General features: G+C 75.0%; 14 protein-coding genes. 9 read left to right on the forward strand and 5 right to left on the reverse strand.

Going from position 1 to position 14,493, the window contains the following annotated elements; all coding sequences use genetic code 11:
• Nucleotides 1-36 precede the first annotated feature (36 nt).
• Nucleotides 37-462, reverse strand: a complete 426-nt coding sequence (locus ACFVU7_RS26125) for an SsgA family sporulation/cell division regulator (RefSeq protein WP_049654781.1) — start codon at nt 460-462, stop codon at nt 37-39.
• Between the two features lie 312 nt (nt 463-774).
• Here ACFVU7_RS26125 and ACFVU7_RS26130 point away from each other — a divergent pair, with 312 nt between their 5' ends.
• The 3 genes from ACFVU7_RS26130 to ACFVU7_RS26140 all read left to right on the forward strand — a co-directional run bounded on the left by ACFVU7_RS26130 (nt 775) and on the right by ACFVU7_RS26140 (nt 4,470).
• Nucleotides 775-2,607, forward strand: a complete 1,833-nt coding sequence (locus ACFVU7_RS26130; protein ID WP_074005029.1) for a DEAD/DEAH box helicase — start codon at nt 775-777, stop codon at nt 2,605-2,607.
• A gap of 367 nt (nt 2,608-2,974) precedes the next feature.
• The gene (locus ACFVU7_RS26135; RefSeq protein ID WP_049654777.1) at nt 2,975-3,625 is read left to right on the forward strand and encodes an IclR family transcriptional regulator; all 651 of its coding nucleotides are present in this window, start codon (nt 2,975-2,977) and stop codon (nt 3,623-3,625) included.
• Nucleotides 3,626-3,663: 38 nt separating this feature from the next.
• Complete coding sequence (locus ACFVU7_RS26140) at nt 3,664-4,470, forward strand: S16 family serine protease (RefSeq protein WP_074005030.1); 807 nt, start codon at nt 3,664-3,666, stop codon at nt 4,468-4,470.
• Between the two features lie 73 nt (nt 4,471-4,543).
• Here ACFVU7_RS26140 and ACFVU7_RS26145 read toward each other — a convergent pair whose 3' ends face one another.
• Complete coding sequence (locus ACFVU7_RS26145; protein ID WP_049654774.1) at nt 4,544-5,314, reverse strand: helix-turn-helix domain-containing protein; 771 nt, start codon at nt 5,312-5,314, stop codon at nt 4,544-4,546.
• A gap of 152 nt (nt 5,315-5,466) precedes the next feature.
• Nucleotides 5,467-5,949, reverse strand: coding sequence for an Lrp/AsnC family transcriptional regulator (locus ACFVU7_RS26150; protein WP_181970601.1), 483 nt, complete (start codon nt 5,947-5,949; stop codon nt 5,467-5,469).
• A 273-nt stretch (nt 5,950-6,222) separates the two neighbouring features.
• On the opposite strand from ACFVU7_RS26150, the gene ACFVU7_RS26155 reads away from it, so the two are divergent.
• Entirely contained in the window at nt 6,223-6,846 is a 624-nt protein-coding gene (locus ACFVU7_RS26155) for a VOC family protein (protein ID WP_388047396.1), read from the forward strand.
• A 48-nt stretch (nt 6,847-6,894) separates the two neighbouring features.
• Here the strand turns inward: ACFVU7_RS26155 and ACFVU7_RS26160 are convergent, their stop codons facing one another.
• Nucleotides 6,895-7,455, reverse strand: a complete 561-nt coding sequence (locus ACFVU7_RS26160; protein ID WP_388047397.1) for a hypothetical protein — start codon at nt 7,453-7,455, stop codon at nt 6,895-6,897.
• 134 nt (nt 7,456-7,589) lie between these two features.
• On the opposite strand from ACFVU7_RS26160, the gene ACFVU7_RS26165 reads away from it, so the two are divergent.
• The 4 genes from ACFVU7_RS26165 (at nt 7,590) to ACFVU7_RS26180 (ending at nt 11,765) form a co-directional block, all read left to right on the forward strand.
• Complete coding sequence (locus ACFVU7_RS26165) at nt 7,590-8,294, forward strand: response regulator transcription factor (RefSeq protein ID WP_074005033.1); 705 nt, start codon at nt 7,590-7,592, stop codon at nt 8,292-8,294.
• A complete protein-coding gene (locus tag ACFVU7_RS26170; RefSeq protein WP_388047399.1) occupies nt 8,291-9,823 on the forward strand; it encodes a sensor histidine kinase in 1,533 nt (510 codons plus the stop codon). Before ACFVU7_RS26165 ends, ACFVU7_RS26170 begins: the two co-directional genes overlap by 4 nt.
• Nucleotides 9,824-10,061: 238 nt before the next feature.
• On the forward strand, nt 10,062-10,190 hold the full coding sequence (locus ACFVU7_RS26175; protein ID WP_388047400.1) for a hypothetical protein: 129 nt from the start codon (nt 10,062-10,064) through the stop codon (nt 10,188-10,190).
• A gap of 174 nt (nt 10,191-10,364) precedes the next feature.
• Complete coding sequence (locus ACFVU7_RS26180) at nt 10,365-11,765, forward strand: glycosyltransferase 87 family protein (RefSeq protein WP_107418900.1); 1,401 nt, start codon at nt 10,365-10,367, stop codon at nt 11,763-11,765.
• 164 nt (nt 11,766-11,929) lie between these two features.
• Here ACFVU7_RS26180 and ACFVU7_RS26185 read toward each other — a convergent pair whose 3' ends face one another.
• Nucleotides 11,930-12,346: an SsgA family sporulation/cell division regulator gene (locus ACFVU7_RS26185; protein ID WP_049658875.1), complete on the reverse strand. Its 417-nt coding sequence runs from the start codon at nt 12,344-12,346 to the stop codon at nt 11,930-11,932.
• A 406-nt stretch (nt 12,347-12,752) separates the two neighbouring features.
• Between ACFVU7_RS26185 and ACFVU7_RS26190 the strand changes: the two genes are divergently transcribed.
• Complete coding sequence (locus tag ACFVU7_RS26190) at nt 12,753-14,465, forward strand: RDD family protein (protein ID WP_388047402.1); 1,713 nt, start codon at nt 12,753-12,755, stop codon at nt 14,463-14,465.
• Nucleotides 14,466-14,493: the final 28 nt, after the last annotated feature.

The following is a 14,493-nucleotide window of genomic DNA, read 5'->3' on the forward strand; positions in this document are numbered from 1 at the left end:
GAAGCACGGGGGCGCTCCCGCGGGCCGGCGCCCCCGTCAGCCGAGCAGCTGGGCGAGCGCGCGGTCGGCGTCCAGGTGCAGGTGCTCCTCGCCCTCGGGGACGACCAGCCGGCTGCGCCACAGGAAGCGGCGCAGGTCGGCGGCGTCGAACTGGAGCAGCGCGGTGCCCTCGGGCGCCCGCAGCTCGACCATGGTGCGCCGGCCGACCGCGGGCCGGACGTGGACGTCCCCGGCGCCGGACGGCAGCTCCAGACCGGCCGAGAGCAGCTGGCGCGCGAAGACCCAGACGATGTCCTCGGAGCCCCGGCGCTCGGCCGGGTCGTCCAGCGAGAACTCGGCGGGGAAGGCCATCCGGACGGCCAGCGGGTCCTCCGGCAGGTAGGAGAGCCCCACCCGCAGCCGGACGGAGCGGTGGGAGGAGAGGATCAGGCGGGCCTGGACGGTCTCTTCGACGGTGCGCACGGGCGGGGTCCCTTCGGTTCGGTGCGAGGCTGCGTGACAGCAGTGAGGGTTGCTGCGGCCTCACCCTGGTGAGAGTCCCGGGACCGGTGGTGCTTACCGGGTTCCACGAGGCAATCGGTGTGATCCGGGTCACATCGATTTCCGGCCGCGCGGGCCCGGCGCGGAGCGCCGCCTGGAGGCCCGAACGGCGCCGGACCCGGTACGCTGGGCGGGTTGTCCGATTGCCGCCCGACCGCGGGGTGAGGCCGCAAAACCGCCTCTGACCTGCGATGATCCCCCTCGGAGACCGTGAGTACTGCCGCCGCCTCCTCGATGCCGCTGTTCTCCGACGTACCGGAGCCGCAGGCGCCCGTCCGATCCGTCGGCCACGCCGCGCCCGCCGGTTCGCACCACCTCTCCCCGGCCTTCCCCGGCCGCGCCCCCTGGGGCACCGCCGGCAAGCTGCGGGCCTGGCAGCAGGGCGCGCTGGACAAGTACATCGAGACCCAGCCGCGCGACTTCCTCGCGGTCGCCACCCCGGGCGCAGGCAAGACCACCTTCGCGCTCACCCTGGCCTCGTACCTGCTGCACAACCACCTGGTGCAGCAGGTGACGGTCGTCGCACCGACCGAGCACCTGAAGAAGCAGTGGGCCGAGGCCGCCGCGCGGATAGGCATCCGGCTGGACCCGGCGTACTCCTCCGGGCCGCTCTCCCGGGACTACCACGGCATCGTGGTCACCTACGCGGGCGTCGGGGTCAACCCGATGCTGCACCGCAACCGGACCGAGGCCCGCAAGACCCTCGTGATCATGGACGAGATCCACCACGCCGGTGACTCCAAGTCCTGGGGCGAGGCCTGCTTCGAGGCCTTCGAACCGGCCACCCGCCGACTGGCGCTGACCGGTACGCCGTTCCGCTCCGACACCAACCCGATCCCGTTCGTGGCCTACGACGCGGGCAGCGACGGCATCCGCAAGTCCATCGCCGACTACACCTACGGCTACGGGCACGCGCTCGCCGACCACGTCGTCCGCCCGGTGATCTTCCTCAGCTACAGCGGCAACATGCGCTGGCGCACCAAGTCCGGCGACGAGCTGGAGGCCCGGCTCGGCGAGCCGATGACCAAGGACCTGATCGCCCAGGCCTGGCGCACCGCGCTGTCCCCGCAGGGCGAGTGGATCCCCTCCGTCCTCCAGGCCGCCGACCGGCGCCTCACCGAGGTCCGCAAGGCGATCCCGGACGCCGGCGGACTGGTCATCGCCACCGACCAGAACGTGGCCCGCGCCTACGCCAAGATGCTGCGCGAGATCAGCGGCGAGAAGGTCACCCTGGTCCTCTCCGACGAGACCGAGGCCTCCAAGCGGATCTCCGACTACGCGGAGGGGACCTCGCGCTGGATGGTTGCCGTCCGCATGGTGTCCGAGGGCGTCGACGTGCCGCGGCTGTGCGTCGGGGTCTACGCCACCTCGATCTCCACCCCGCTGTTCTTCGCCCAGGCCGTCGGCCGCTTCGTGCGCGCCCGCAAGCGCGGCGAGACGGCCTCGGTGTTCCTGCCGACCATCCCGATGCTGCTGGGCTTCGCCAACGAGATGGAGCTCCAGCGCGACCACGTGCTGGACCGGCCGAAGAAGGAGGGCGACGGCCTCTTCGACGAGGAGGACCGGCTGCTCGCCGAGGCCGAGCGGGCCAACGACGGGCCGGACGGCGCGGGCGGCGACGAGTTCTCCTACGAGGCGCTGGGCTCCGAGGCGGTCTTCGACCGGGTCCTGTACAACGCCATGGAGTTCGGCATGCAGGCCCACCCGGGGAGCGAGGAGGAGGAGGACTACCTCGGCATCCCGGGCCTGCTGGAGCCGGACCAGGTGCAGATGCTGCTCCAGAAGCGCCAGCACCGGCAGATCCAGCGCAGCAAGACCAAGCCCGCCGAGGAGGCCGACCTGCTGGAGCTGCCGGCCGAGCAGCGGCCGGTGGTCACCCACCAGGAGCTGCGGGAGCTGCGCAAGGAGCTGAACGCGCTGGTGGCCGCCTGGCACCACCGCACCAACCAGCCGCACGGCACCATCCACAACGAGCTGCGCCGCCAGTGCGGCGGGCCGCTCACCGCGCAGGCCACCGCCAACCAGCTCAAGGCGCGGATCGTGAAGATCCGGGAGTGGGCCAACTAGTCCGGGCGGCGGCCGGCCGGGGGCGGGCGGCGGAGGGGCTTCGAAGGGCGGCGCGTCCGGTCACCGGACCGGGGGCGCGTCCGGAGCCCGACGCACCCGGCGAATCGCGGGGGTTCGTCCCGAATTCGAGGCGCTGTTGGAGTTGATCACGCCCGAATTTTGGACAACCACTTCCGTCGCGTCATTTCCTTCACTACCTTTCCCCCACGCTCTTCCGTCGGGCAACCCCCGCGGGACGGCGTCGCAGGGCCGTGCGCGTCAACGACGACGCCGTACGGCCCGAGCGCGGCCACCCCCACCTGCGCGCGACACCGACCTTGGAACGGCGCCGCCCGCCCCGCGAGCGCCGCGGAAAGGATTGCCCGTCGTGACAGCCGAGACCTCCCAGACCCTGGACCGCGGCGTCCGGGTCCTCAAGCTCCTCGCCGACTCCGAGCGCGGGCTCACCGTGACCGAGCTGGCCGCCCGGCTGGCCGTCAACCGGACCGTGGTCTACCGGCTGCTGGCCACCCTGGAGCAGCACGGCCTGGTCCGCCGGGACATCGGCGGGCGCGCCCGGGTCGGCCTCGGCGTGCTGCGCCTCGCGCACCGGGTGCACCCGCTGCTGCGCGAGGCCGCGCTGCCGGCCCTGCGCAGCCTCGCCGAGGACCTCGGCGCCACCGCCCACCTGACCCTGGTGGACGGCAACGAGGCGCTGGCCGTCGCCGTGGTCGAGCCCAGCTGGACCGACTTCCACGTCGCGTACCGGACCGGCCTGCGCCACCCGCTCACCGAGAGCGCGGCCGGCCGGGCGATCCTGGAGGCGCGCACCTTTCCCAGCCAGCGCCGGCCCGAGCAGGGCTTCGTCATCACCCGGGCGGAGGAGCAGTCCGGGGCGAGCGGGGCCGCCGCCGCGCTGGTCGGACTGAGCGGCATCGAGGGCAGCGTCGGCGTGGTGATGCTGAACGGCATGGTGCCCGAGCGGGTCGGCCCCCGGGTGGTGGAGGCGGCGACCGAGGTGGCCGACGCCCTGAGGTAGCGCCCGCACCCGGTGTCGGGTGTGTTTGGATTCCCCTTGTGTCCGACACCAAGCTCTCCAAGGCCCTCACCTCCCCGCGGACCCGCGCGCTCACGCTGTGCGGGGTGCTGGTCGCCGCGCTGTTCGGGGTGGCCGCCTTCGTCCCGCTGCCGTACACGATCACCTGGCCGGGCCTGACCGCGGACACCCTGGGCTCGTACGAGGACAAGCCGGTCCTCACGATCACGGGCGCGCCGCTGCGCACCACCGAGGGCGAGCTGCGGATGGTCACCATCACGGCGACCAACCCGGGGCAGAAGAACACCTTCTGGCGCTCGATGCAGGCCTGGTTCGACCCGAAGGAGGCCGTGCGCCCGACCGAGACGGTCTACCCGGAGAGCAACCCGGTGAAGGCCGACGAGGCGACCGCCGCGCAGATGGCCGAGTCGCAGGACGCCGCCACCGCGGCCGCGCTGAACTACCTCCGCCTGTCGCCGGACCAGGTGAAGGTCAAGGTCGACCTGGGCGCGGTCGGCGGCCCGAGCGCGGGCCAGATGCTGGCGCTGGGCATCGTCGACAAGCTGGCCGGCGACGGCAAGGGCGGCGACCTCACCGGCGGGCTCACCGTGGCCGGCACCGGCACCATCGAGGCGGACGGCACCGTCGGCCCGGTCGGCGGCGTCCCCCTGAAGACGCAGGCGGCCGCCCGGGACGGCGCGACGGTGTTCCTGCTGCCCAAGGACGAGTGCTCGGACGCCAAGGTGAACACCCCGAAGTCGCTGCGGCTGGTGCCGGTCGGCACCCTCGGCGAGGCGGTCTCCGCCCTGGAGGCGCTGAAGAGCGGCGGCAGCGTCCCGTCCTGCTGACCTCCGGCCGGTCTCGTGCGGGCCTCCGGCCGGCCGGGCGTCCCCCCGCACGGGGTCGGCCCGGCCCGCGTGGTCAGATCCCGAAGGCGACCGCGGCGAAGTCCTCGCCGAGCCGGGTGCGCAGCTCGGCGGCGATCCCGGCCAGCCGGTGGGCCTGGGCCATCGGCAGGGAGACCGAGATCGCGCCGATGCCGTTGCCCGCGACGATCGGTACCGCCGCACCCGCCGAGCCGAGCGCGTACTCCTGGAACTGGGTGATCGGGACGGCCCGCCGCGGGCCCTGGCGGGGCAGCAGCGGCAGGCAGGCCGGGTCCCGCAGGGTGTACGGGGTGAACGGCACCATCGGGTAGCGGGCCAGGTGGGCCCGGCGCTCCTCGGCGGTCATCAGGGCGAGCAGGGTCTTCCCGGCCGCGTGGGCGTGGGCGCCGACCCGCCAGCTGTGCCGGTCGATCAGCGGCGCGCCGGGGGCCTCGGCGGCCTCGATCAGCTCCACCTCGCCGTGCCGGTACCAGGTGAAGTAGACGGCGGCGGACAGCTCGTCGGCGAGCAGGCCCAGCAGGGCCCTGAGCCGGGCCCGGTCGGTGGCCGGGCCGTCGTCCCGGACCAGCCCGGTGACGGCGGGGCCGGTCAGGTAGCGGCCGCTGTGGCGCTCCAGGTAGTGGTCGTGCACCAGGGTGCGCAGCAGGTGGTAGGCGGTGCCCAGGGCGAGGTCGGTGTCCCGGGCGAGCTGCTTGGCGGTGGCACCCTTGGGGTAGCGGGCGGCCGCCGCCAGCAGGCGCAGGGCGCGCTGGGCGGAGGCGATGAGGGTGGGGGCGGTACCGTCGGCCGCGACGGCGTTCGTCATGCGGGGGCCGACCAGGGGGAGGGCGCGGCCGCCACGGGTATCAGCGGGCCGGAGAGCGGCGCCAGGATTTGTAGAACGTTCATACATAAATCTTGCGGCCCCCGACGCCTCCTGCCTATGCCGAATCGGCGCGTGGCGTGGCGCGGACCCTCCTACTCGGCGGCGGCCTGGTCCACCAGCGGCAGGATCCGGTACGGCACCGGGTTCTCCAGCACGATCGCGGTGGACGAGCGGACGATCCCGTCGAAGCCCAGCACCCGGTCGATCACCCGCTGCAGATCGGCGTTGGACCGGGCCACGATCCGCACCAGCATGTCCCCGATCCCGGTGATGGTGTGCAGCTCCAGCACCTCCGGCACGCTCGCCAGGTGCGCCCGCACGTCCGCGCCCTGCCCCTGGGAGATCTCCAGGGTGGCGAAGGCCGTCACCGGGTAGCCGATCGCCGCCGGGTCCACCTCCGGGCCGAAGCCGCCGATCACGCCCTTGGCCTGGAGCCGGTCCAGCCGGGCCTGGACGGTGCCCCGGGCGACCTGCAGCCGGCGCGAGCACTCCAGCACCCCGATCCGGGGCTCCTCGGCGAGCAGCCGGATCAGCCGGCCGTCCAGCGGGTCGATCGTGTCGTTCGTACTGCCCACGATGGAATTCCCTTGAGGGGCAGTGGAGTTGGGGGAGCCGGGGGAGCTCGGCGAGTGGGCGGGGGGCATTCGCGGCACCGTCCTGTGGTGGGCATTCTGTACAGCGGCGCGGCCGATTCTCCCGCTCCGGGGCACAGCTTGACCAGGAGGAAACGGAACAGTTGCGCGCGGGTCGGCCCGGCGACACCCTCCAGCCACACCCCCGTGCGCAGGGCCCCACCCCCGGTGCCGGGGGCGGCCACGATGGTCCGTACGCCTACCGGGAGGGCAGTCATGACCGACACCGCCGCCGAACCCGCCCTGTTCGGGGCAGACCTCCCACCGGACCTGGCGGAGGCGGGGCCGCTGCCGATGGGCCGCGCCGACGCGGTGGTCTTCGCGGTCGCCGACGCCGAGCGGGCGGCCCGCCGCTACTGCGCCGCGCTCGGGCTGCGATGTACCGCGTACGCCGGGCCGGAGACCGGCGAGCCGGAGCTGCTCTCGTACGTGCTCGCGGCGCCGGGCACGCGGATCGTGCTCACCTCCCCGGTGCCCGCCGCCCCGCCGGGGCCCGCCGCCCCGCCGGGGCCCGCCGCCCCGGTGCGGGCCGCCTCCCGGACCGCCTCCCGGGTGCGGACCGGCGGCCCGCGCGGCCGGGAGCTGACCGCGTACCTGGACCGGTACGGGGACGGGGTGCTGGACCTCGCGGTGAGCGTGCCGGACGTCTACTACGCCTACGACTACGCGGTGGACCGGGGCGCGCTGTCGCTGGCCGAGCCGTACGAGGCGCGGGACGACTACGGCGCGGTGCTGCTCGCCACCATCGGGGTGCCGGGCGGGACCAGGCACACGCTGGTGGACCGGGCGGGGTACGTGGGGCCGTACCTGCCGGGGTACGTGCCGTGCGACGGCCTCTGACGGGACGTCGTGCGGCGGACCGGTTCCTGACGGTCCGCCGGGAGCGCCTCAGCGGATCGCCGTCTCCACGATCGGCGGGTGGCCGTTCCAGGAGGCGAAGACGGAGTTGGCCTCGTCGCCCCGGGTGAAGTCGACCCGCAGCCACTGGCCGTCGGTCCACACCTGCATCTGCCAGCCCGGGTCCGGGGTGGCGGAGACCAGGGTGGCCCGGTCCGGCTTCAGGTCCAGCGCGACCTTGCCGCCCGGGATCGGGTAGCTCTTCACCGTGGACGTCGTGGTGGCGGTGGGGACGGGCCGGCGGGTGGGCGGCGCGGCGGCGGTGGTGGCGGGGGCCGGGCCGTGCGGGGCGGCGGTGGCGGCGTTGGTGGTGCCGGTGGTCGGGGAGGCCGCCGGGGAAGGGGTCGTGGACTGTGCGGCGGAGCGCGGCTGGTCCGCGGTGGCGGGCGCGGAGTGCAGCGTGCCGTCGGCCTTCGGGGAGGGCAGCGGCAGCGCCGTGGGCCGTTCGAACGCGGCGCCGGTCAGCACCGCGTGCACGCCGAGCCAGGACAGCGCCACCGCCGCCCCGGTGGCCGCCGCCCAGGCGCCGAGCTGTACCAGTCCGTTCCGCATCGTCCGCACATCCTGCCGTATTTCCATACGGATGGAGACCGGCACCCCCGGTATTCAGCAGGGCAGTTGCACAATGTCCGGACCCACCCCCGAGGTACAGACCATTGACCGGCGATGGCGTACCGTGCAGGCCCATGGCAACAGTGCTCGTGGTCGAGGACGACCCCTTCGTACGATCCGCCCTCATCCGGCACCTGACCGACACCGGTCACGCGGTCCGCAGTGTGGGCACGGCTCTGGAGGCGCTGCGGGAGGTCGCCCAGGTCGGCTGTGACCTGGTGATCCTCGACCTCGGCCTGCCGGACCTGGACGGCAGCGAGGCGCTCAAGATGATCCGGGGCCTGACCAACGTTCCGGTGATCATCTCCACCGCCCGGGACGACGAGGCCGAGATCATCCGGCTGCTCAACGACGGCGCCGACGACTACCTGGTGAAACCTTTCTCCGGGGAGCACCTCAGCGCCCGGATGACCGCCGTGCTGCGGCGGTTCGGCAGCGGCGCGGCCCCCGTCGCCCAGGTGCTGCGGGTCGGCGGACTGGCCATCGACCTCCAGCGGCGGGAGGCCGCGCTGGACGGACGGCCGCTCGACCTGACCCGCCGTGAGTTCGACCTGCTGGCCTTCCTGGCCGCCCGGCCCGGCGTGGTGGTGCCGCGCAAGGAGATCCTCGCCGAGGTCTGGCAGCAGACCTACGGCGGCGACCAGACCATCGACGTCCACCTCTCCTGGCTGCGCCGCAAGCTCGGCGAGACCGCCTCCAACCCCCGCTACCTGCACACCGTCCGGGGCGTCGGGGTCCGACTGGAGGCCGCCGGAGGACTGCCGGAGCACCGGACATGAGGCGGTTCGGGCGCTCGCTGCGCTGGGCCCTGATCAAGGCCGCGGTGGCCGGGACCACCATGGTCGCGCTGGCCTTCCTGATCCCGCTCGGGCTGATGGTCCAACAGACCGCGCGGGACCGGGCCTTCACCGCCGCCGAACGCCAGGCCGCGGCGCTCGGGCCCGCCCTGGCCATCACCACCGACGAGGACGCGGTCAACCGGGCCCTGGCCAGTACGGACGCGGGCGGGCAGGGGCGGATGGCGGTGCACCTTCCGGCGGCCGGGCAGCCCGCCGGAGCGGGCGGCGCCGAGGCGGCGACCGTGGGGACGGGCGGGGGCGGCCCCGGGACGGTGGCCGCGGGGACGGGCGGGGGCGGCCCCGGTGTGGCGGCCGCCGGGACCGGCGAGCCCGAGGGCCCGATGCTGGGGGAGGGGCGCGCCGCCGCGGCCGACGTGGCCACGGCCGGCGGAAAGGGCCGCTCCTTCACCGTGAAGGTGGCCGGCGGGTACGCCCTGCTCCAGCCGGTCGCGGTGGACACCGGGCGGACCGCGGTGGTCGAGGTGTTCGTGGCCGAGAGCGACCTCACCCGGGGCGTGGCCACCGCCTGGCAGGTGCTCTCCGCCGTGGCGCTCGGCCTGGTCGCCATCTCGGTGCTGGTCGCCGACCGGATGGGCAGCCGCATCGTCGCCTCCGCGCGGAAGCTCGCCGCCGCCGCCCGCTCGCTCGGCGCCGGGAACCTCGCGGTGCGGGTCCCGGTGGAGGGCCGGCTGGTCGCGGGCAGCCCGGAGGAACTGCGCGAGGCCGGCCAGGCGTTCAACACCATGGCCGACCGGGTGGTCCAACTCCTCGCCGCCGAACGGGAACTGGCCGCGGACCTGTCGCACCGGCTGCGCACCCCGCTGACCGTGCTGCGGCTCAACGCCGCCTCGCTCGGCGAGGGCGACGCGGCCGACGCCACCCGGCACGCGGTCGCCCAACTGGAGCGCGAGGTCGACCAGATCATCCGCTCGGCCCGCCGCGCCCCCGAGGACGCGCCCGTCGTCGCGGTCGGCTGCGACGCCGCCGAGGTGATCCGGGAACGGGTCGCCTTCTGGTCGGCGCTGGCCGAGGACGAGGGGCGCCGCTGGCAGCTGGCCGGCGCCGAGCGGGCGGCGCCGGTGCCCGTCCAGCGCGGCGACCTGGCGGCCGCCGTCGACGCGCTGCTCGGCAACGTCTTCCGGCACACCGCCGTCGGCACCGCCTTCTCGGTGGACGTACTGGCCACCGACTGCTCGGTGATCGTGCTGGTCGGCGACGCCGGACCGGGGTACAGCGACCCGGCCGCCGCCCTCAAGCGCGGCGAGGGGCACGGCGGCGAGGGCTCCACCGGCCTCGGCCTGGACATCGTCCGCAAGCTCGCCGAGTCCACCGGCGGGGACCTCGCGCTCGGCCGCTCCGCGGTGCTCGGCGGCGCCGAGACCCGGCTGCGGCTGCGCACCGGGCCGCAGGAGGCGGCGCCCGCGCGGGGCGGACGGCGGCGGAGCCGGGGCGCGCTGTTCCAGAAGTGACGGGGTTTCGGGGTGGCCGGGCGCCATGTGTGGTGGTACGGCGCCCGTGCGCTCTTCCTTAACGGCGGCCTAAGGGACCTCTACCGCTCGCTCAGCCCGCCCGTCGAGCCCCCGGCCCACCGCTAGCGTCGGTCGCGCCGACCTCCACCCCGGCGCCGACCCCACCCCGGCCGTCACCCCCACGGCGACCGGTGTGCCCGTTCCCCCGGTCGGCGCCGGGGCCGGACACGCCTTGTGCGTGGACACCCCGCTCCACCCGCCGTACGACCTGGTCGCAGGGGCCAAGGCCCATGCCGACGCGACGTGCTCCAGCGTCGTCCAGCAGCAGCTGGACTTCACCCGGGCCCCGGGAGCGTACAAGGGCTGAGGGTCGCGATCGCGTGATCGCGTGATTCCCGGCCCTGGCCGTCCGTGCCCCGCTCGCGGCGGAGGACGGCTGGTCAGGGCCGGTTCGTCACGCCGGGTAGTCGATCGTGTCCGGTTCCGCCCGGGCGGCATCCGGTATCGTCGCTGGTTGGCCCAGCCGTGGACGGAGTGGACAGTGACAGCGGTGCAAGACGAGCGCAGCCCGGTGCGGACCGCACCCGACCCCTCGCCCGCCCCCCTGTCGGACCGGCTGCGCCGGGCCCTCGGCGCCCCCGTCCGGGCGCTGCGCGAGGCCCCCCGCCGCCCGCTGCTGGCGGCCTCCGCCGTCGCGCTGCTGTCCCTGCTGGTGTACGCGGTGGTCCGCCACTTCGTGCACACCTCGATGGTGGACATGATCGTCTACCGGGCCGAGGGCGCCGCCGTGGCCAACGGCACCGACCTGTACGCGCTGCGTGTCACCGAGTGGAACCTGCCCGCGACCTACCCGCCGTTCGCGGCGATGCTGTTCGTCCCGACCACCTGGTTCCCGGTCCCCTTCCTCCGGGTGGCGATCACTCTCGGCAACATCGGGCTGCTCGCCCTGCTGACCCACCTGTCCTTCAAGCTGGCCGGGTGGCCGCGCCGCGAGCTGCGGCCGATCGGCGTGATCCTGGTGACCGGCCTCGGGGTCTGGCTCGAACCGGTCTTCACCACGCTCCGTTACGGCCAGATCAACCTCGCGCTGGCCTGCCTGATCCTCTGGGACCTCACCCGTCCGGACGGGCGGCGGAGCAAGGGCGTGGCGATCGGCATCGCCGCCGGCATCAAGCTCACCCCCGGCCTGTTCGCGGTCTACCTGCTGGTCACCGGACGGATCCGGGCCGCCTTCGTGGCCGGCCTCACCTTCCTCGGCACCTTCCTGCTCGGCGCCCTGGTCCTGCCCGACGCCACCTGGGGCTTCTGGACCAAGTACCTCTACGACTCCTCCCGGGTCGGCAAGACCTGGATCGTCGACAACCAGTCGATGCGCGGCGCCTTCGCCCGCCTGCTGCACAGCGCCGACCCCGGCACCGTCGCCACCCTCGGCGCCGGCCTGGTCGCGGTGGCCGGCCTCGCCGTCGCCGCCTGGGCCGCGCGCAGCGGCCGCTGGCTGCCCCGGGCCGAGGCCTGGGGCGTCTGCTGCGCGGCCGTCACCGCCGTCCTGATCTCGCCGATCAGCTGGACCCACCACTGGGTCTGGTGCGTGCCGATGCTCGTCCTGCTCGCCGCCGAGGCCTCGGTCGAGCACGCCCGCCCGGCCGGTGTCCGCCGACTGCGCTGGCGGGCCGCCTTCTGGGCCACGCTGGTCGCCTTCCTGTCCTTCGCGATGTGGGCCGCGAAGCCGGTCGGCCTGGCCGTCCTCGACATGTCACCGTGGCGCCAGCTGCCGACCTCCGTCTACCCGTGGGTCGGACTCTGCTTCCTGCTCGCCGCCGCCGTCCGGATAAGGGCCCGACGGCGCTCGGCCGGCGCGCCGCTGGTCCGGCTGCCCGGACAGCGGGAGACCGGCGGCCCGGACGCCGCCCGCGGTCGTCAGCAGGCCCCCGCGGCCCGCTGAGCCGGCGGGGGCGCCGCTCCTGCTTCCCTGTTCCCGCGCTCGCGGTTCCTGCCGAGCCCGCTGCCCGTGCTCGTGGTCGCGGCCGCGGTCGTGGCCGTGCTCTCGCGGGTGTCCGTGTTCGTGTCCCTGCTGCTGTCCGTGCCGGTGCACGCTGCGGCGCACGCCTAGGCGAGCAGCTCGGCGAGCGAGCCGTCCATGTCCAGCGCGGCCAGCTCGCTGCCCGGCGGGACCAGCCGGTGCGCCCGCTCCAGCCAGGCCGCGACGATCGGCAGCGGGGCCTCCAGCAGGGCGTCCCCGGCGGGCGAGCTCAGGGCCAGACAGAGCACGCTGCGCCGCCCCGAGCGGGTCGGCCAGATCCGCACGTCGCCCTGGCCGCACGGGCGGAAGGTGCCCTCGACCAGCAGCTCGCGGGCGAACACCCAGGTCACCGGGGAACCGGTGTCCAGGTGGAAGGTGATGTACACCGCGTACGGGTCGTGGCTGCCGTAGGACAGTCGGGCCGGGACGGGGACGCTGTGCTCCGGCGAGAGCACCAGGTTGAGCTCCAGCTCGTGCTCGACGACGCTGACGGGACGCTCCATGATCGTCTTCCTCTCTGCCTTCGGGCGGTGCCCGGTTCCGGGCCCCTGTGACCTTTGAGAGGGCGGTCCGCACCGGCTCTTACACACGTTTCCGGGATTTCTTCGGGAAGTTTGGTGAGGGGTGGTGAACGGCGGGTGGCACGGCGCGCGGGCCATCGTCGTGCGCTGGGTTCCTTACCTTGAGCCACCCTCCGCTGTCCGGGGATTCGCGAACTTTCCGTCACGGCTTCGATGAGGTACTACCCTTTGTGACTGCCCGGCGACTGTCCGCCCATCGGTGGCTCCCCCACGCGCGCCGAACGCCGGGCGCGCGCCTGGTCGTGCGCGCGGGGGGACGCGTCTGCGGTGGTCGGGCCCGGTCGGCCCGCACCGTCCTCGTCAGGCCCTGCCAGGAAAGAAGACCCCCATGACGGACCGCCCCTTCGCCGCCGCCGGCGACCCGGCCGTCGCACCCGAGCCCGGCTACTACCCCGACCCCTCCATCCCCGGCTTCATCCGGTACTGGGGTGGCTCGGCCTGGGTGCCCGGCACCAGCCGGCCCGCGCCCGCCGAGGGCGAGGTGCCGGCGCCGCCCCGGTACGCGACCCGCCCTCCCGTCCCGGGCGGGCCGGCGGCGCGGGCGGTGCCGCCGCCGATGGTGCTGCTGGAGGCGGTGGCGCCGGAGGCGGGGTGTGCGGGGCCGGCGGCCCCGGAACCGGTGGCTCCGGAGCAGGTGGCCCTGGGGGCGGTGCCGCTGGGGTCGGTTCCCCCGGGGTCGGCGCCTTCGGGGGTGGCGCCCCCGGGGTCCGTGGCGGAGGTGCGGGGCGGGCTGCCGGCGGGCGGGGGCGACACCGGGCCGGTGTACTTCGACCAGACCTCGGGCGGGGCGTCCTTCGTGCTCGGGCCGCGGGTGGCGGAGGTGATCGGCGGGCCGGTGTTCCGGACGGTCGACGGGCCGGGGGTGCTGTCGGGGGTTTCGCCGGGGGTGCCGTTCGGGGTGCCCTCCGGGGCACCGTCCGGGGGGCCGTCGGGTTTCGCCGGCGCCGAGCCGCCCGGGGTCGTGGACGCGCCGGTGGCCTTCGGTGCGGTGCCCGAGGCGGTCCCGGTCCCGGTTCCGGGGCTGGGGCTGGGCCCGGCTCCGGCCCCGGCCGCCGCTCCGGTCGCCGGGGATTTCGAGTCCGGCTGGCAGGCCGATCCGCGGGCGCAGCGGGGCTTGATGGAGACGGGCGACGCGCCCCGCTGGGTCTCCTGGGGGGTGCTTCCGGAGGCGCCCGAGGTGGAGCAGGGGCGTGCGGAGCCCGAGCGTGCTCCGATTGCCGCGGAACTGGCCGCCGCCGGCGCTCCCGCCGTGGCGGTGGCGGTGCGGGAGGCCCCGGTGCCGGCCGTCCTGGCCTCGGGCCCGGTGCCGGTGGTCGGCGAGGAGATGCTCCGGAGCCCGCTTCGGGCCCCGGCCCCGGTCCCGACCGCGGCCGCCTCGAAGCCCCTGGCCGCGGCGGCGGCGACCGCCTCCGCCCACGCCGCTCCGCTGCCCGCCGTACGGGCGGTCCGGGAGACCGCCGTCCAGCCCCGCCCGTCCGCCGCCACCCCCGTCCCCGCGCCCTCCCGGGCCGCCCGGACCTCCCGGGACGCCCGGACCACCCGGATCCCCGGGCCGGCCGGCCTCGGCCGCCGACTGGCGGCGCGGACGGTGGACACCGCCGTGCTGCTGGTGGTCGCGGTCGCCGCCGGGATCCCGCTCGGCAACTCGGTCTCCGACCACCTCCGGCAGAAGGTCGACCAGGCCCGGATGGCCAGCGCCCTCACCCGGCGCCAGGTCCAGGTCTGGCTGGTGGACGACGTGGTGCTGGGCAAGATCGCCGTGCTGATCGGCATCCTGCTGTTCGTCAGCCTGCTCTACGAGGTGCTGCCGGTCGCCCGCACCGGACAGACCTTCGGCAAGCGGATCGTCCGGATCCGCGTGGTGGACGCCGCCGCCCCCGCGGCCCGCACCAGGCTGAGCCTCGGCCGCTCGCTGCTCCGCTGGGCCGTGCGGCAGCTGGGCGCGGTGCTGCTGCTCGGCCTGGTCTGGCCGGTGTTCGACCGTACGGCGCGGCGGGGCTGGCAGGACCGCGCGGCCAGGACCCGGGTGGTGCGCGGCTGAGGGCCGGTAGGGCCCGGTGCAAAACGGA

The sequence above is a fragment of the Kitasatospora sp. NPDC058046 genome (assembly GCF_042885595.1).
Classification (GTDB): Bacteria; Actinomycetota; Actinomycetes; order Streptomycetales; family Streptomycetaceae; genus Kitasatospora.